The following is a 17,986-nucleotide window of genomic DNA, read 5'->3' as shown; positions in this document are numbered from 1 at the left end:
CCGGCTTGGATATTACACATTACTGCATTTCTGGCTCAACACCGTTTTCCACGCCCAACTCGCGCAGTTTTATGGAAAGCTCGTCCGCAACCAATGCCACCAACTTGGGATCTTCTCCCTCGATCACACATCTTATAAGCCGCTCAGTTCCAGACCTTCTAAATATTACCCTGCCATTTACTCTCCCCAGCGCTTGTTCTACATCTGACAAAGTAGGCCCTATCAGCCGCGCTATGTGATCAAACTCCATACTATAGGGTATATCCCTATGCACCCTAGGCATTGGAACAAAATCACCAAATATTGAACTCGCGCTTTTATTCTCCAAAAGCATTATTGACAAAATTTGCAGCGCGGCGACCAGGCTGTCGCTAGTTGTGGAATGCTCCCACAAAATAATGTGTCCAGACTTCTCTCCTCCAACGCTACACGAGTGTCGTCGCATTGTGTCCACAAGGTGACGATCACCCACTTCCGACCTGTGCAGCCTTACGCCCAGCTCTCTAGCATAGCTATCTATTGACTTACTCGACATAGTAGTCACCGCTGCGTCGGTAATAGACTTGGTCGCGCGCAAGTGCCGCATTATTGACGCTATCACCTGATCTCCATCAACGAGTCTGCCCTTTTCATCACACACAACAACGCGATCAGCGTCTCCGTCCAGGGCAATGCCAATATCTGCTCCCTCTTCCAATACTTTTTGTACCATACCCTCAGGATGTAAAGACCCACAATTGTGGTTTATGTTTAGCCCATCAGGCTTGTTTCCAATAACCACCACGTCTGCCCCTAATTCCCAGAATACTTCGCCACCTATGTGGTATGCGGCGCCGTTCGCGCAATCTACCACTATCTTCATGCCGGACAGCTTCAGCCTTTTAGGAAATGTGCCTTTCACAAACTCTATGTATCTCCCAACCGCACCAGCTATCCTATACACCTTACCCATACCACGTACTTGGGCAAGGTCGCTGCTCAGCTCGGCACGCACGTTAGATTCGAGCACTTCTTCCAGCTCCAGGGGTATTTTTATCCCCTCGCTGTCGAATATCTTCACTCCATTATCCAAATACGAGTTGTGTGAAGCGGAAATCACAACGCCCATGCTGGCACGTAGGTTTCTGACAAGCGTAGCTATGGCCGCAGTGGGCATTGGCCCCAATAGGCCCACGTTGACGCCCATGGCAACCAGCCCAGAAACCAATGCGGACTCTACCATATATCCCGAAATTCTAGTATCCTTGCCCAAAACCACTTGAGTTCCAACCTTTCTGGCTTCAAGCCCTATGGCCATCCCAAGCCTAAGTACGGTTATTGGGTCCATGGGGTATACATTAGCCCTACCTCTAACCCCGTCTGTACCAAAAATATTCACGACAACACCATATAGTTGAGTGCGTACATATAAAACCTATTGCAAGAAGATAGTGTCGAACTTTTGCTGCAGCACGGCATCGAACTCTTCAAAGGGCACGGTAACCCCCAAATCCTGAAGCGACGTGACGTGAGAACCGGCTATGCCGCAGGGAACTATGCCTGAGTAGCAGCCAAGATCTGCGCTGATGTTCACCGAAAGCCCGTGGTAAGTCACCCAGCGGCGGATTGCTATTCCAAAAGCGGCTATTTTCTTCGCTTGCCTACTATACTGCACCCATACACCCGTGTTGTCGTCATCAAAATGGCTATCAATGCCAAACTCCGCCAGTGTGCCAACTACCCACAGCCCAAGGTTGCGTACGTATAATCTTACGTCACGCTTGTCCCTTCGCCCTAAATGTAGCATCACATAAACCACCCGCTGCCCCGGGCCGTGGTATGAATATTTCCCGCCACGGGTGGTGCGTACAACTTGAAACTTATTCTCAGAAAGCAACTCTCCATCCTTCGCACTGACACCAGCAGTATATACTGAAGGGTGCTCCAACAGCCAGACCATCTCCGATTCTCTGCCCTCCAAAATACCATCAACTCTGGAGGTCATAAAATCCAAAGCTGCTTTATAGTCGACCATTCCGTCAGAAACGCGCCACTCCACAGGGAAACCAAGCAAACTCACAGCACCACGTTGAGGGGTGCGACTCTACAACACAAAATGGTGTAAGTCAACCCTCCGTAGGCATTATGAAAATGCGCCCGAATGGTAGGCTTATAACAGGCCGTTGGTTTTGAAGCTATAGTGCCTTTTTGGTGTAATAATCACATGGTCCACCAGCACTATGTTCATGCTACAGCAAGCCTCTTGCAACCTATTGGTAATGTGTATATCCGCCTTGGATGGCTTGGGATCACCACTTGGGTGATTGTGCGACACTACGATGTATGAGGCATCATGCAAAAGCGACTTTTTTACAACCTCGCGCACGTATAAAGGAGTCTCATCTATAGTGCCGGTATTTTGTATTTCATCTGCGATTACACGATATTTCTTATTGAGGTACAAAACGCACAGGTTTTCCACGCTTGAGTTTCCTATTTTGACTCGCAAATAATCCAATAACTTCTGCCACTCATTCACTACCACGCCATATTTCATTTCGCCTTTTAGCGTGCGTATCACCGCCTCTCGCACACACAATATTGCGGCAACTGAAGATTCACCAACTCCTTTCACTCTCTTCAGCTTTGCCACATCTGCGTATATCACCTTTGAAAGAGTGCCAAACTCCGCGACAAGTTGCTTAGCAATGGGTTTTAGGTCCACGCGACTGCGAGCAGAGCATAAAATCAATTCCAGAATTTCATAGTCGAGCAGTCCGACCCCTTCGCCAGATATCAGCCTTTCTCTGAGCCTCGCCCTGTGCCCGAATTTGAGCTGCTCGCATTTTGAACTGTCTCGCATCTCATTGCTCCAAATTAGTTAAGAAATAAACTAAAACCATTTGGGGAAATCCTACGCATTGTGAAAGAACATGCAAGCCAACAGCGCCTCAAGCTAGTAAAAACTAAAAAAAAAAAAAAAAAAAATTACCAATCGTGTCCCACCACTCTTGAAATTCAATTTTTCGGCTCCTATATAACCGCCAGAGTTATCGTGACGCGATCAGTCACAAAAAATGTTCGGAGGATAGTTATGAATCTAGCTATGTTGCATGATAATGTTTTGGTTGAGGCTTTGGAAGATAGTGGAGGAAATTCTCCCATACAGCTTCCAGATTCCGCCAAGAAAAAGCCGACCAGGGGCAAGGTCGTGTCTGTAGGGCCCGGTGCTTTGAACAGCGAAGGCAAGGTTACACCCATGTCGGTCAGGGCTGGTGATGTAGTTTACTATCGTCAATGGGCCGGAAACGAGGTAGAGCTCGAAGGAAAGAAGTTCATAGTCATGAAAGAGAGCGACATAATCGCTAAGGAGGCGTAGTCCGGTACGCAGGTTTGGTTTGTTAAGTTTGATTTAGGAGGTTACAAATGGCGAATGTTGTTGTTACGGGCGAGGCGTTAGATAAGTCCATAAGGGAGGTGGTGCGCATTCTGGAGGATGCTGTTGGTTGCACTGCCGGCCCAAAGGGGCTTACCGTTGCTATTAGCAAGCCCTATGGGTCCCCGGAGATCACAAAGGATGGATACAAAGTCATGAAGAGCATAAAGCCCGAGGAACCTTTGGCAGTCGCTATCGCGAACATAATTACTCAGAGCGCGTCTCAGTGTAACGATAAGGTTGGTGACGGGACTACCACATGCTCCATACTGACTGCAAAAGTTATTGAGGAAGTGTCCAGAGCCAAGGCCGCTGGCGCTGATACCATAAGCATAAAAAACGGGATCTTGAAGGCCAAGGAGGCTGTTCTCACAGCTTTGCTATCAATGAAGCGTGAAGTGGCGTCTGAAGATGAGATTGCACAGGTTGCTACTATATCTGCCAACGGAGATAAAAACATAGGTGGCAAGATAGCGCAATGTGTCAGGGAAGTTGGCAAAGATGGGGTAATAACAGTTGAGGAGAGCAAGGGGTTCAAGGACCTTGAGGTCGAAAGGACTGACGGTATGCAGTTTGACCGCGGATATCTCTCCCCTTACTTCGTCACCAACGCTGAGAAGATGCTGGTGGAGTTCGAGAATCCGTACATATTCCTAACTGAAAAGAAAATCAATCTAGTACAAAGCATACTGCCAGTACTAGAAAACGTCGCTAGGTCAGGAAGGCCATTGCTGATCATCGCGGAAGACGTAGAGGGTGAAGCATTAAGTACACTGGTGCTTAACAAGCTTCGCGGAGGCTTGCAGGTTGCAGCTGTCAAGGCACCTGGTTTTGGCGACAGAAGGAAAGACATGCTCGGCGATATTGCTGTAATAGCCGGTGCGAAATACGTGGTAAACGACGAGCTCGCAGTAAAGGTTGAGGACATCACTCTGGATGACCTCGGTACTGCTAAGACTGTGCGCATAACTAAGGATACAACCACAATCATAGGAAGCGTCGACAGCAACGCTGACAGCATTACCAGCAGAATTAGCCAGATTAAGTCCCAGATTGAAGTTTCTTCTTCTGACTACGACAAGGAAAAACTGAAGGAGAGGCTGGCGAAGCTCTCAGGTGGGGTTGCCGTACTTAAGGTTGGTGGCTCTAGTGAGGTTGAAGTCAAGGAGCGCAAGGATAGGGTTGAAGATGCTTTGCACGCAACTAGGGCTGCGGTTGAGGAAGGCGTGGTACCTGGTGGTGGAGCTGCCCTGCTATACACGCTTGCATCTCTAGACGAGGTAAAGGGGAAGAATGATGATGAGCAATTGGGCATCAACATCATAAAGCGCGCTGTCCGCGCTCCAATAAAGAGGATCATAAAAAATTCCGGATCCGAAGAGGCTCCGTGTGTCATTCAGCATCTGTTGAAGCAGAATGATAAAGAGCTCATCTTTAATGTTGACACCATGAACTACGCTAACGCGTTTGCTTCCGGGGTTATGGACCCTCTGAAGGTAGTGCGCATAGCGTTTGACTTGGCTGTGTCACTTGCAGCTGTATTCATGACCTTGAATGCGGTGGTTGTGGACATCCCGAGCAAGGAGGACACCGCAGGTGGCGGAGCGGCCGGAGGCATGGGAGGAATGGGAGGCTTCTAGCCCACGGTTGTAGTCACATTACAACAGGAGCGGATTGTAGCACACGCTAGGTATCCGCTCCTCTCCTTCTATATCATACTCACCTTCTTTATCCAGGAGTGGGAATAGGCCTGCTTCTTCAAACTTCACACCAGTGATGCCGTTCATGCTTGGGTGGTAATCTAATCCTAGATAGAAGCTTCTACTACCAGGAGATACATTGCTTATCACCTCCGCACCTTCAACAGCTTTGGCAAAAGCCCCAGCAACAACAGCCTTTTCATCAGCTTCCAATGTATTAATATACTGTGTCAGCTTTCTTATTTTCTCAGCAGCAATCAGTTCTTTAACAGCATCACTCTTCTTACCTGAATCAACTTTATTTAAGTAATCAGTCCAACCCCTATTCTTTGTAATCTCCATAGCACTAGTCAATGCAGCCTTCATTACTGTAGCTACTCCACGTTTCTCAGCAATCTCTGTAAGTTCTTCTAGTGCTTTGATCTTGGATAGTCTCTTCTCTAGGTCTACTAACTTCCTGCCCTTCAATATGTCTCCCAGTGTTTCTTTGCCTGTCACTGTTCTCTCCCAAAATCCGAATATGGTGCCAAACATTCCCACACTTCGCTCTACTAGGCTCTTCTCCTTAATCTCCTTCTCTGCCAGCTCTCTAAGCTGTTTTAGCGTAACCTTCATTTCCCCCAGCTTCTTAGCTCTATCCCCCGGCACTAGCTCATCTAACCTTCCTAGCCTCCCCAACTTCTCGGCTAGTCCACCATCTGTATTCTCTCCCAGTCTCCTAGCTTCTAACCTCCCTACCATACCTACGCTTAATGCCTTTATCTTCTCTCTCCACCTCCCCTCCATCAGATCTAACTGTCCTCCCAATGCCCTAATCTTCTCAGTCAGCTGTAATCCCTCCTGAGCATCCAATCCCACATCCTTCTGCCTCTCAGCTAATGCCTTAACTTCCTTAACCTCAGCTAATTCCCTCAATCTCTCTTCCAATCCCAATTCCTTCAGTTTCCTTATTGCAGCCAGGTCTTCTAGCTTGTCCTTGAGCTTCTGTATCTTTGTTTTCGTCTCCCCCTTCTTCAGCTCTTCTAGCCTGCTCTTGAGCTCCTTAAGCTTATCCTTCTCCAGCACCTTCTTGGCTTCCCCCTTTGCCGTCTTTACCTCCTCTATCTTCCTAGCTTCTAGCTGTTCTAGGTCTCCTGGCTCCTTGATTTTCTCTATATCATCCTTAAGTCTCTCCCCCACTCCCTTTATTGTTTCTAGTTCTTCTAGTTTGCTCTTGAGATCCTTCACCCCCTGCACCAGCTTCTTTAGCTTTACTGCCGCCTTTTCCCACTCCTCCTTTGCCTTCTCCTCCTTGGCCCCTATCTTCTCCCACTCCTTAACCACCTTCTCCAACTTCTCTATCTCCACCTCCTGTATCTTCTCCTTCACCTTCTGGAGCTCCTTTACCTTTATCTTTTCTATTTCCTTAAGCTTCTCCTTCAGCTCATCCCTTTCCTGCTTTACCTTATCCCACTTCTTTATCTCCTCTAACTTCTCCAACGCCTCCTTCACCTTTTCCGGCTCTTTGCTCCATAGCTTCTCTCCCACCTCCTTCTTCACCGCAGCCTCCAGTCCCAACTCGTTGAACCCCACCTTCATCACAACTTCCTTCATCTTCTCAGCTGCTAGCTTCTCCAAGTCCCCTTTTATCTCCTCTATCTCCTTCTCAAACTCCCCCTTCGCCGTCTCCACCTCCCTTATCTTCTCTTTCTCCATCTCCCCTATGCTGTCCTTCACCTTCTGGATCTCCTCAGCCTGCAGCTTCTCAAGTTCTTCTAACCACTTAAGTTCTCCAAGTTCAGCTAGTTTACTTACTTGCTTTTCTAATTCATGTTGTAACTTCACTAACTCATCAGCTCTACTTAGTTCTTGAATAACTAGTCCCTCATCAACTCCTACCATCTCTCCCATCAGGAATGTATCACCATCAGCACTAGGTACTGCACTACCAAGTACTGCACTGCTAAATACAGCCCTTACAGGACTAGCTGTTCCTGCTCCTATACTATCTACTACTTCCTTCCTAAACCTCTTCACATCCCCCATAGACATCCTACCCAATGCACTGGATAGTAACTGACCCCTCACTGTATCTAATGTTAGATCTCTACCTAGAAGGGGACTAGGTGGTAATGTAGGTGTGTTGGCAATGCAACACCAAGAAAGTTGGGAGTGCGAGTAGTACACAGAGGTGGTGTGGGAGAGTAGGGACTTGGGTGGTGCCAGAGGGTAGTGACACAGCTGGGAGTGCGAGTAAGAAGTAAGGAGACCTGAGGGTAATGACACAGGTGTGGGCAGCACTTTGACTGTACTTTAAGAACAACATTAGGTGGTTATAGATGGTAGCAAGACCACAGTGGGATGAGCTAAGGAACACCCGACTGTTTGCAGTATCAACATGAGCCTGGGAAGTTGTAGGGCAGGGAGTGATGTGCTGGGGGATGTAAAGAGGTTTAGGAAGGAAGTAGTAGATAATCTCTAGGGCACCCACAAGGCCCCGTTAGAGAGACTATTCCTCCTCAACGTTCGGGGTCAGCTCATATATCTGGCCAGTAACGCAGCACTCCTCGGAAGCCAATTCCACAAACTTGTCTGTAAGACTATCAGGCGCCAGTAATTTGGACTGCTCCTGCGCAGAAAAGATCTGAGAGTAAATATTACTATCGACACCGCACGGGTACACGACGTTCGCACACAATTTACTGTGCTTGGTCTCCACCGCATACACCTGCACCATGGCTTCCAGGGCTACTTTACTTGCAGCATATGGCGCAAAATAGGAGTAATTCAGCAGCGACCTAGCTGCCTCGGATGTCACAAATATCGCCCTACCAGCCTGAGCACTTTTGAGTAGGGCGTCAAAATGCTTAATCAGATACCAGTTAGCAAACAGGTTTACGTGCATAATCTCCTTCCAAGCAGCGGGCTCGTACTCCTGCACTGGACCAAGGCTCCCGAGCAACGCGGCTACGGAAACTAGAATATCAAGGCAGCCAAACCTGCTCTTCACAGAGAGGGCCAAATTCTTCACGCTCTCGTAGTCTTGAATGTCTATGGGAGCGAGAATAGCCTCACCACCAGATTCCTGTATACAGTCACACAGCGCCTTCAGCCTGTCCATGTTCCTAGCAACTAAGACTACGCTGGCACCCTCCTTAGCAAACCTCCTGGCTACAGCTGCCCCAATTCCACACGAGGCACCAGTAACCAACGCCACCTTACCCCGCAAGCGATCGGCCATATTTAATTTCAAAAACCCCCACAAGTACACGAGTGGGGATGGTACGCTCTATTCAAGCGCTTGACAAGAAATATAGTGCACATTTGCGTGCTGTTACGCAGTTGTGGACACGGCGACAAGAGGCAAAATTCCTCACTGACGGGTCTCTTCATATTTTTTTCTAAGGCTCCATACAAATTTAGTGGAGCATGACATATATCTATGCACAGAAAGTTAGGTAAGTAACCGTCATGGATTTGAATAAGTTCACAGAAAAGGCAAAGGGCTTCATAATGGATGCACAGATGTTCGCAGTATCCTCCGGGCATCAGTCCCTGCTTCCAGAGCACTTGCTAAGCGTGATGCTGAAAGAAAAAAATGATATGGTGGGCAACCTGATATCCTCGTGCGGAGCCGAGGTTAGCAAGATCACTGCCACTCTGTCACAGATACTGAGTAAATTGCCGGTAGTAAGCGGCTCGGGAAGTGGGCATTTAAGCCTCTCCAGGGAAATGGCAAAGATTTTAGACGAAGCAGCAAGCTTGGCAAAGCGTAATCAGGATGCATATGTAACGGCAGAGCGGCTGCTTCAGGCCCTCGTCATTGTGGAAAGCAGCGTGTCAAGAATGCTTGTGAATGAGGGGGTCACCACACAAAAGCTTAACTCCTTGATAGAAAAAATGCGCGACGGGGTGAGGGCTGAAAGCGAAAACGCGGAACAGCAATTTGATGCACTGAGGAAGTATACCCAAGATCTGACCGAGCTGGCTGCAAAGGGCAAGATGGATCCGGTAATCGGTAGAAGCGATGAGACAAGGCGGCTGATTCAGGTCCTGTCTCGCAGAACCAAAAACAACCCAGCATTGATCGGAGAGCCAGGGGTGGGAAAAAGTGCGATTGTGGAGGGGCTTGTGCAAGCTATGATCTCGGGCAACGTTCCCATGTGGCTACGTGATGCGAGGGTGCTTGCCTTGGATTTGGCTTCACTAATAGCTGGAACAAAGTATAGAGGGGAGTTCGAAGAGAGGCTTAAGGCTGTAATAACGAAAATAGTCGCTTCCAACGGTAAGATGATACTGTTCATTGATGAGTTGCACATGCTGGTAGGAGCAGGTGCCACAGGCGGTTCTATGGATGCATCTAACATATTAAAACCTGTGCTTGCCAGAGGGGAAATACGCTGTATAGGCGCAACCACGCTGGATGAGTATCGTGAACATATAGAAAAGGATCCCGCACTTGCACGGAGATTTCAACCTGTGTTTGTTGCAGAGCCAACCACCGGCGACACAATTTCCATATTAAGAGGCCTTAAGGAAAAATACGAACTCCACCACGGTATAAGAATCACCGACAGCGCAATCGTCGCGGCAGCAACGTTGTCCAACCGCTATATTACCGACAGGTTCTTGCCGGATAAGGCTATAGATTTGATAGATGAAGCCGCAAGTCGTGCAAGAATAGAAATAGACAGCAAGCCTGAAGTAATAGACAGCATAGACCGCAGAATAATGCAGCTCAAGATAGAGTCAGAAGTCTTGAAAAACGAAAAGAACGAGGCATCGCAGCAGCGCCTTGCAGTCATCAACAAAGAGCTTGACGAACTGAGTTCTGAGGCCGCAGATCTGAATAGCAAGTGGCAGGCCGAAAAGATCAAAATCTCAAAGATGCAAGAGTTAACCGAGAAGCTTGACGGGGCACGTATTGAGCTAGAACAGGCACAAAGATCTGGCAACTTGTCGCGGGCCGGGGAGCTGATGTACGGGGTCATACCATCGCTCGAGCAGGAGTTGAAACAACATGAGGAAGTGGCCGGCACTATGTTGAGGAAAGAGATAGGAGTAAATGATATTGCGGCTATAGTTTCGCGGTGGACGGGTATTCCCGTGGAAAATGTAATGAACAGCGAGAAAGAAAAGCTGCTCAGCATGGAGAGGGAGATAGGCAAGAGTGTAATCGGGCAGGAAAGTGCAGTGAGGGCAGTGAGCAATGCAGTTAGAAGGTCAAGAGCAGGAGTGCAAGATGCACAAAAACCCATGGGGTCATTTTTGTTCCTAGGCCCAACAGGTGTTGGAAAAACCGAGCTCACTAAGGCACTGAGTGAGTTTTTGTTTGACTCCAGGTCCGCGCTGCTGCGGTTTGACATGTCTGAGTTCATGGAAAAGCATTCCGTAGCAAAGCTGATAGGCGCCCCACCAGGATACGTGGGATACGAGCAAGGAGGAATGCTTACAGAAGCGGTGAGAAGGAGACCGTATCAGGTGGTTCTGTTTGACGAAATAGAGAAGGCACACCCGGACATTTTTAACATACTTTTGCAAGTTCTAGATGAGGGTAGACTCACAGACAGCAAAGGCAAGCTGGTAGACTTTAAGAACACGATATTAGTATTAACGTCAAATATTGGACAGGAAATTCTGGTGCACGGCCCCGCAGGCGAAAGCGCGGAAGTAACGCGTCAGAAGGTGCTGGAGACGCTAAGTATGCACTTCCGCCCAGAGTTTCTAAACAGGCTTGATGACATCATAATATTCAACAGGTTAGCCAAAGAGCATATAGGACGCATCGTTGATGTTCAGATGTCCTACCTGCAGAAGATAATCAGTGACAAAGGTCTATCGATCACGCTATCTCCGGAAGCAAAGTCCTGGATAGCGGAGCGTGGCTATGATGCAACCTACGGAGCACGCCCTCTTAAGCGTCTTATACAACACAACATACAAGATCAGCTGGCGGAATTGCTACTCTCCGGAAAGGTAAACGCCGGAGATAGCCTGGAGGGATTTGTGTCCGACGGGGCCCTTGCAATACGGCGTAAGGTGACACCGGCCGCACACACGGAGGAGTCTGGGGCGTAGCCGCCCCAATCGCGGGATTCGGCCATCACTTGCTAACATGACGTACCTTGCGTTATGGTACACATGGTGGCTAGTACGCTACAGGCCGGTAGCATGCCGCGGGGCTCCTCGGGCAGTTGCGGTGGTGTATGTAGTAAAACGTCCCTACCCCTAGTAACCACGCGGAGCACCTGCGTAGGTGCGGTCATGCACAGATGTAACATTGCCGATCCTAATTTCGCGATTCGCGTGTGTTGTCCAATAGCCGCTTTCCTTGCCCTCAGTCCTGCCTACGATCAGCAAAATTAGGCGTATAACACCCTGCGCAATAAGGTTCAGCAGTCCAAAGTTAGCCACCCTGCTTCTAATGTACGCATCACACAGCGCAACATCTTCCCACCCAATTTCTTCCTCTTTTGACTTTTTTGCGACGCGCAGTACATCACACATCACTGCAATAACGAGAATTGCACCCGAAACCACAAGAGCAGCAAGGAATCCTGTGTATGTAGGATTGTGCACCACACCGCAGAAGAAGGGTGCGTGTAACACCCCTGTAAACAGCGCACCAAGCACTAGAACATTAGTAAGTAATATCTCCAAAAATAAGCACGTCCTATCGGCAATGGCTGAAGGCTTTCTCTTGCCTGCAGCGCGGAGCTCGCTGGCTAGCTGCGCAAAACATGCGGGAAGCATCAGTATTGAGGTAACCACATGGAAGAAGACGTCATAGGCAAATTTATCTCCCGGATACGCGGCTTTCCTATCCCTGAGTTCTTCCTTTGCCACAAACAACGCGCAGATATTGCAAACTGCCGCGGTCAATATGCCAAACTTGAGCACAGAACGGGCTATATCGTCAGGCACTTCAAGATCAAGACAGCGCGTTTCTCTGCGGACCAAGTAACAGCAGAATGCGGTTGTCCCCATCAATATCGCCACGGATGACAACATCCCAACGAGTGCGGCAATGCTGATCGGATCACCGCGCAACCCCATGAATGATGGGCTCTCTACCTGCAGAAAAGCAACATAGGCCATTGTGGCGACGAGAAAGGCATTGACCAGCAGAACGTGGGACAGTGCACTTAGCACCCGCACTACCGACATCGCGGTTTGCTTGCGTTTGTGATAGAAGTAATTGCATAGCAAGGCGATACATGCGGGAAGCAACAACAAGTATGATGTGCAGTACAAATAGATCTCGTATGCAACGTCGCCGTTATAGACCTTCGTACGCTGAACATTCTCGTGGGTGAAGAATGGGCCGCTGCGGCCGCTATAGCTAACAAGTGCTGGCATGCCGTACACTATATCCCGCAAGTAGCTCTGCTCTAAAAGCGCATGACACACGCTGCACTTTGTATTCTTAACCATCTCATATACGCAATAGTACCGCCACGTCATTGATATGATAGACAAGGGGATAGTGCACATAGAAGCCAAAAAGAGCACTGCCAAGTCCGTATGAGGTATGAAAAACCCCCTCAACAGGCTAGGATACTTTTTGAACGCAATCAGCAGGATCTTTACAAGTATGAGCTCGATGGTCAGCACGGAACGTAGGCACAGAAACAGCTCCATGCTGATAGCTGCCCCCAACATTTTGCCTCTTCTGTACAGTTCTTTGGAGATGTAATACGGAATTATGGGCACCACACACAGCATAGAGCTGCAAAGCATATATGCTGTGTATATTCTGCTTCGTACATCGTACGCTCTTTCCTCATCCAGAGTAGCATCGCGGGCACAGCCCACCACCGCTTCCTGAGACGAGGTACCCATCGGCGGCTCATTAGCGCACGCAACACCCTCTTCCATAAGCTGAGGCACACATTTTTAGTAAAACCACAGAGAGTGCCTCATACACCCAAGTCTGGAACGGGCATCTATCAGACCTCTACGCACGCAGGCAGCACCCCGCAAGTATGGTACCACACAGAACCAATGTAGACAACCGGAGCACGCGCTACTGCCACGGCAAGGAGCGTTACGTCGTCAGCATCCTCACCCGCATGGGGCGCGCACAGCAACATACACGGCTTTAGGGCGCACCCCTACTCACACACAGACCCCACAACAACCAGGTGTGGCGTGCCATACCCCTGTGTGCTAATCTCTAAACAGACCAAGCCTAGTCTTCATGTTCACAGACAGCCCACATATCTTGGAGCTTGCAGCTGCTTCTCTGAAGTTTAGCGCAAGATCCTCTTCTCCGCTCTGTCTGTCATATATGTAGCACCCCAGAGCAAACAGGGCAGTTGGAACACCCAGCAACAGCTGCTTATCAGTCCTCGCTAGGGAAGACATGCTCATAGAATCCCGAATTTGCTCTCTGAACATCAGGTTAAACGCGGAGTCATCAGTCCTGTCATGAGCACTGGCAACGCCACGCCATATCAGGCTGAAGGCACGACGTGCGGGCATGGAGTCATTGAGCTTCATGTACCATGACGTATAGTGGTACACGACGCCAACGACGAATAAGATAGCGGTCGGCGCCAAAGCCCACATTACTGATGTTCCAAAAGAGAAGTGCTGATCGGCCACTAGACCCGATACTGCATAAGTGAGCAGGGTAAATGCTGCAAGGTTGAACAGCAACACGTGCATGTACGCATACATCTGCCTAATCGTAGGCCTAAGCAACCTGTGCATTAGCCCTAGCCGGATCCTGCCACCTCTTTTCAGCGCACTATACGGCACGGTGCGGGCCCACGTGTACTCCGCCCCCGCAACAGGTCTTGATAAAACGCACAGCAGCAGCGCCGGCGACGTCAGGAGAACCACCAAGGACATGGTGACACGAATATACCAGCAGAACGCCTTAAACCCAGCCGTCGCAAACTTGCCTTTGGCATTTTTTCTGGGTCTGCGGTAGACGCGAGGAACTATCGCACCGCGGCCGCAGGGATCACCGCAGTCACCAAAAACATCTATGGGCGCACCTAATGATGGATAGCCAGCAACACGTTGGCTATCGCAGGTTACGGTCGGGTCCATAAACTTTTCACGTTTCCCAGACCGGCATGCTCTGCTTCGGCCCAGGCTACCAGCCAAGTCGTAGCTGTCTGTACGCACTTTCACGGACGCATTACCCTAGAAATACACACCTACAAGTGTACAGGGAAACCGCATCGCGAATCAATCGTACCCAAACTTATGGTCAGCTTAGGGCCTTCCACGGCCGCTACGGAGCCACGCTAACACTGTTACTGTTTTGTTTAGCGGGATCAAAGTTTTCAGCAAATGCCATATTAAATTCGTACACTTTGACTCCGGTTTCACTTCCCCCATCAACAAGTCGGGCAGTGAGTAGCTTCCTCATAGCTGCAGGAATCCTACTAAGGCCCGGATCATCGGAGTTACCTAACCCTTCAAAGAACATCTCAGTCTGGAGCTCGGGAAAATCTTGATGTTTTAGCAGGAAATGGACACGTGGGGACCTACCCATATGCTGACCGGGCATGACCGTAATAAAGCCAAAGTTACCTAGATTATCAGTGGTTGCTTTGCCAGAGCCGCTAAAGTTTGTATCATATCCTGTTGCACCTGACTTATTTGAACCCTCAGTCGCTTCGCCAAGATCCGCGGCTTTGCTCGCATTGTATATACCGTGGGAGTCCGCCTGCCACATGAACACACTCACATTGCCCAAGGGGTGACATCTGGAATCTGTCACTCTCCCCACAATGTATACCAGCTCCCCATCAGCGACTACCGGACTGCCCGGCTTACGCGCCAAATTGTTCGAGAGGTTAAAAACACTTGGCATCTCACTCACATCGCGAACCTCTGGAGTTTCCACACAATTCACAATCACCGGATCAACCGCCCCAGCCCCCTGCGACAGGCACATTGCTAACACAGTTAGCCCAACAAACAGCCCGCTCAGACTGTTGAACCGCCTATTCAACTTCCTCGCCTCTCTCATAGCCAACTCCATAAAACACCACCAACAACCCCGCAGGGCACAGAAACCTCAGCCACCCATGCCTATACACCATCCCCACCGGGATAACACCGCACACATGCCAGAAACCAACTTTGTATTACCCTGCAGTACCATCCAAAGCAAGAAAAACAACGTACAATAGCAAATCTATTCCGTCAGAGTGACTCGTCAGCAATGTTTGCACCCCCGCACCGAGTAGTACACATAGATCGCTTGCCGGAATCATACATCCCACTGGATATTGCAGCAAGTTTCTCCGGCTGGTGCACATCCACGTACAGCAAATGCAGATTCCGCTACCTCACTCGCTGATTGGCAGCAAAAAGCGGCTGCCACCAGTTGTGGACGCGCGGTATTGCTGGCTAGGGTTTAACGCTTACAACCGTTGACTACGCCATTTGAAAAAATTCTGTGTGGCTCTTGTACCACACCGCTCGGCTTAATGCGGCATATATGTTAAACTTTGCCCAACAGCCTCGGATACCAGAGCTTATGTTAAATATACCATAACGCTGCGGAATTTGGGCGGGCGTCTGCTATAGCTTCTTGAAATACCTCACAAATGGTGCTAGAATCCGCACTCGTGCCTGTCTGGTTGGTGGAGCTCGTATGGTTAGTGTTTCGTTTCTCAGTCTTGCCTCTGGCGTTTCTACCCTGCTCAAAACTGCGGTGCTCGTTGTAGGAGTGTTTGAGGGCAGTAACGTACTCGAAGATGGCGGGGTGCTGCGCCCTGAAGAGAGAAGAGCGGCGCTCAGAATCAAAGACATGGCTATGTTTTCTGGGAAGTTCGCTGACACCATGCCTGTAGTTCTAACCAACGATGGCGGGATAGTACTGATAGTGGGCTTGGGCAAGGAGTCTGAGCCCATAACGGAGAGCAAGGCTATGGAGCTGGGTGGAGCAGTGTATTCCGGCCTTGAAAAGATCAAGGCGAAGAGTGCCGTGGTAGTAGCGCCTGGTGGCTCAGAGCTCAGAGTGGCCTACGGGGCGCTCTTGCGCAGTTTTAAGTTTGACCGATACTTCAACAGCAAAAAGCCAGATCATGTCTCCACGGTTCAGGAGATCAGCATGTTAGTCCCTGGGGATGCGGGCGTTGCAAAGAAGTCTTTCGATGCGCTCAGAGCGGAGGGAGAATCGGTGTTTTTCGTGCGCTCGCTTGTGTCAGAACCTGCAAATATCCTGTATCCAGAGGAATATGCAGCAAGGATCCAGAAAGAGCTCACTCCCCTGGGCGTAAAGGTTGAGGTATTTGACGAGAAGCGCATGGAGGCGGAGGGCATGATGGCCCTGCTTGGAGTTGGGCAAGGCAGCACTAAGGAGTCAAGGCTGGTCGTCATGAAATGGATGGGAGCCCCAGAGGGCAAGGCGGCTCCGCTTGCGTTCGTGGGCAAGGGTGTCACTTTTGACACGGGAGGTGTCTCGCTAAAGCCTGCGAAGGGCATGTGGAGCATGAAATATGACATGGGAGGCTCCGCGGTTGTTGTCGGGTTGATGAGAACCCTAGCCGCGAGAAAGGCGAAGGTTAACGCGGTAGGCGTGGTAGGATTGGTTGAGAATGCAGTCGGCGGAAACGCACAGCGCCCTGGTGACATTGTCACTTCTATGTCGGGGCAGACCATAGAGGTCTTAAATACGGACGCTGAGGGGAGATTGGTTTTGGCAGATGCCTTGTGGTACACGCAGAAGATGTTCTCGCCGAAGTTGATCGTTGACCTGGCAACTTTAACTGGAGCTATGGTGGTCGCGCTAGGAGAAAATCAGTACGCTGGCCTCTTTTCCAATGATGATGCTCTGGCAGAGCAGCTTGCAAAGGCCGGAGAAGAAGTTAACGAAAAGCTTTGGCGTATGCCCATGGGAGATGCCTATGACAAAATGATAGATTCCCCGGTAGCGGATATGCAGAACATCTCCACCAAGGGGCGCGGTGCAGATAGCATAACCGCTGCCCAATTTCTGCAGCGCTTTGTCAACGGTGCACCTTGGGCACATTTGGATATTGCAGGTGTTGCCTGGGATGATGAGGGGTCTGCTGTGTCCGCCAAGGGGGGCAACTGGATTCGGCGTGATGTTGCTCAACAGGTTTGTGTCCAAATACCACGAAAAGTGAGATGGTAAGCCGTCATGGCGGATGGGGGTCGTCTTAGACTTGGTATATTGATCTCCGGCAGAGGGTCTAACATGGCGGCAATAGCTCGGGCGTGCCTGGATGACGGGTTTCCCGCAGTCGTGGCATGTGTGATATCAAACAACCCTAAAGCTGGTGGGCTTTCCGCCGCAAGCAGTTACGGACTGCCCTCGTTTGTTGTTGAAAGAAAACCACTAGATGTTGAGCGCATTGACCAGATTTTGAAGGAGCAAAGAGTAGACTTGGTATGCTTGGCAGGTTTCATGAGTATACTGAGTGGGGATTTTGTTCAAAAATGGCACCGTAAAATGATAAACATACATCCGTCCCTGCTGCCGTCTTTCAGAGGCATGCGTGCACAAGAGCAGGCCTTGAAAGCTGGCGTGAAAATCGCGGGGTGCACCGTGCATTATGTTTATCCAGAGTTGGATGCCGGACCAATAATAATGCAGGCAGCGGTTCCAGTCATGGGCGACGACAGTGTGGAGAGCCTTGCAGACAGAATACTAGCCGCGGAGCATACGTGCTATCCAGAAGCAGTGCGGCTTATATCATTGGGCAAAATAAGCCTGGACAGTGATGACGTAGTCAAGGCAAATGACGGCAGTAGGCTATTTCTCTTCCCCACCAGCATTCCATAGTTCCAATCACCATCCTCCAGGCCATATAGCATACAAGAGGCCCGCCGCTGTAGCTGCAATGTATGGCCATGCCACTGTATAACATGCAGCACTGCGCAATATTATTGCTGCACA

At 49.7% G+C, this 17,986-nt stretch carries 12 protein-coding genes and 1 pseudogene; 5 read left to right on the top strand and 8 right to left on the bottom strand.

The annotated features are described in order from the left end of the window. Window positions 1-19 precede the first annotated feature (19 nt). The 3 genes from glmM to radC form a co-directional block, all read right to left on the bottom strand. Window positions 20-1,378 (bottom strand): phosphoglucosamine mutase, encoded by a 1,359-nt coding sequence (gene glmM / locus ACIS_RS01670; RefSeq protein ID WP_011114509.1) that lies wholly within the window; start codon window positions 1,376-1,378, stop codon window positions 20-22. Between the two features lie 36 nt (window positions 1,379-1,414). Then, window positions 1,415-2,059: a lipoyl(octanoyl) transferase LipB gene (gene lipB / locus ACIS_RS01665; protein ID WP_012880506.1), complete on the bottom strand. Its 645-nt coding sequence runs from the start codon at window positions 2,057-2,059 to the stop codon at window positions 1,415-1,417. 90 nt (window positions 2,060-2,149) lie between these two features. Continuing rightward, window positions 2,150-2,842: a RadC family protein gene (gene radC, locus ACIS_RS01660; RefSeq protein ID WP_012880505.1), complete on the bottom strand. Its 693-nt coding sequence runs from the start codon at window positions 2,840-2,842 to the stop codon at window positions 2,150-2,152. 231 nt (window positions 2,843-3,073) lie between these two features. Between radC and ACIS_RS01655 the strand changes: the two genes are divergently transcribed. Next, complete coding sequence (locus ACIS_RS01655; RefSeq protein WP_010265645.1) at window positions 3,074-3,358, top strand: co-chaperone GroES; 285 nt, start codon at window positions 3,074-3,076, stop codon at window positions 3,356-3,358. A 47-nt stretch (window positions 3,359-3,405) separates the two neighbouring features. Next, window positions 3,406-5,055, top strand: a complete 1,650-nt coding sequence (gene groL, locus ACIS_RS01650; protein WP_012880504.1) for a chaperonin GroEL — start codon at window positions 3,406-3,408, stop codon at window positions 5,053-5,055. Window positions 5,056-5,073: 18 nt separating this feature from the next. On the opposite strand, the gene ACIS_RS01645 is transcribed toward groL, so the two are convergent. Together ACIS_RS01645 and ACIS_RS01640 are read right to left on the bottom strand one after the other, a co-directional pair. Further along, on the bottom strand, window positions 5,074-7,140 hold the full coding sequence (locus ACIS_RS01645; RefSeq protein ID WP_148207709.1) for a hypothetical protein: 2,067 nt from the start codon (window positions 7,138-7,140) through the stop codon (window positions 5,074-5,076). 463 nt (window positions 7,141-7,603) lie between these two features. Further along, window positions 7,604-8,335, bottom strand: a complete 732-nt coding sequence (locus ACIS_RS01640) for an SDR family NAD(P)-dependent oxidoreductase (protein WP_041651416.1) — start codon at window positions 8,333-8,335, stop codon at window positions 7,604-7,606. A gap of 230 nt (window positions 8,336-8,565) precedes the next feature. Here ACIS_RS01640 and clpB point away from each other — a divergent pair, with 230 nt between their 5' ends. Then, window positions 8,566-11,172 (top strand): ATP-dependent chaperone ClpB, encoded by a 2,607-nt coding sequence (gene clpB / locus ACIS_RS01635; protein WP_012880502.1) that lies wholly within the window; start codon window positions 8,566-8,568, stop codon window positions 11,170-11,172. Window positions 11,173-11,322: 150 nt separating this feature from the next. Here the strand turns inward: clpB and ACIS_RS01630 are convergent, their stop codons facing one another. From ACIS_RS01630 to ACIS_RS01620, 3 genes are all read right to left on the bottom strand, one after another. Continuing rightward, window positions 11,323-12,972 (bottom strand): hypothetical protein, encoded by a 1,650-nt coding sequence (locus ACIS_RS01630; protein ID WP_041651134.1) that lies wholly within the window; start codon window positions 12,970-12,972, stop codon window positions 11,323-11,325. A gap of 291 nt (window positions 12,973-13,263) precedes the next feature. Further along, entirely contained in the window at window positions 13,264-14,238 is a 975-nt protein-coding gene (locus tag ACIS_RS01625) for a hypothetical protein (protein ID WP_012880500.1), read from the bottom strand. Between the two features lie 103 nt (window positions 14,239-14,341). Beyond that, a complete protein-coding gene (locus ACIS_RS01620; RefSeq protein ID WP_012880499.1) occupies window positions 14,342-15,097 on the bottom strand; it encodes a protocatechuate 3,4-dioxygenase in 756 nt (251 codons plus the stop codon). A gap of 618 nt (window positions 15,098-15,715) precedes the next feature. On the opposite strand from ACIS_RS01620, the pseudogene ACIS_RS01615 reads away from it, so the two are divergent. Together ACIS_RS01615 and purN are read left to right on the top strand one after the other, a co-directional pair. After that, a pseudogene (locus tag ACIS_RS01615) lies at window positions 15,716-17,213 on the top strand (leucyl aminopeptidase). 14 nt (window positions 17,214-17,227) lie between these two features. Beyond that, window positions 17,228-17,872: a phosphoribosylglycinamide formyltransferase gene (purN, locus tag ACIS_RS01610; protein ID WP_012880497.1), complete on the top strand. Its 645-nt coding sequence runs from the start codon at window positions 17,228-17,230 to the stop codon at window positions 17,870-17,872. The last annotated feature ends 114 nt before the right edge of the window (window positions 17,873-17,986 follow it).

Source organism: Anaplasma centrale str. Israel (assembly GCF_000024505.1).
Taxonomy (GTDB): Bacteria; Pseudomonadota; Alphaproteobacteria; order Rickettsiales; family Anaplasmataceae; genus Anaplasma; species Anaplasma centrale.
This window is presented reverse-complemented; position numbering and strand designations above follow the sequence as displayed.

Bases quoted from the DNA above. Each gene is read 5' to 3' on its own strand.
- radC (WP_012880505.1), bottom strand. From the start codon at position 2,842: ATGCGAGACAGTTCAAAATGCGAGCAGCTCAAATTCGGGCACAGGGCG.
- ACIS_RS01655 (WP_010265645.1), top strand. From the start codon at position 3,074: ATGAATCTAGCTATGTTGCATGATAATGTTTTGGTTGAGGCTTTGGAA.
- groL (WP_012880504.1), top strand. From the start codon at position 3,406: ATGGCGAATGTTGTTGTTACGGGCGAGGCGTTAGATAAGTCCATAAGG.
- ACIS_RS01645 (WP_148207709.1), bottom strand. From the start codon at position 7,140: ATGGGGGATGTGAAGAGGTTTAGGAAGGAAGTAGTAGATAGTATAGGA.
- ACIS_RS01640 (WP_041651416.1), bottom strand. From the start codon at position 8,335: ATGGCCGATCGCTTGCGGGGTAAGGTGGCGTTGGTTACTGGTGCCTCG.
- clpB (WP_012880502.1), top strand. From the start codon at position 8,566: ATGGATTTGAATAAGTTCACAGAAAAGGCAAAGGGCTTCATAATGGAT.
- ACIS_RS01630 (WP_041651134.1), bottom strand. From the start codon at position 12,972: ATGGAAGAGGGTGTTGCGTGCGCTAATGAGCCGCCGATGGGTACCTCG.
- ACIS_RS01620 (WP_012880499.1), bottom strand. From the start codon at position 15,097: ATGGAGTTGGCTATGAGAGAGGCGAGGAAGTTGAATAGGCGGTTCAAC.
- purN (WP_012880497.1), top strand. From the start codon at position 17,228: ATGGCGGATGGGGGTCGTCTTAGACTTGGTATATTGATCTCCGGCAGA.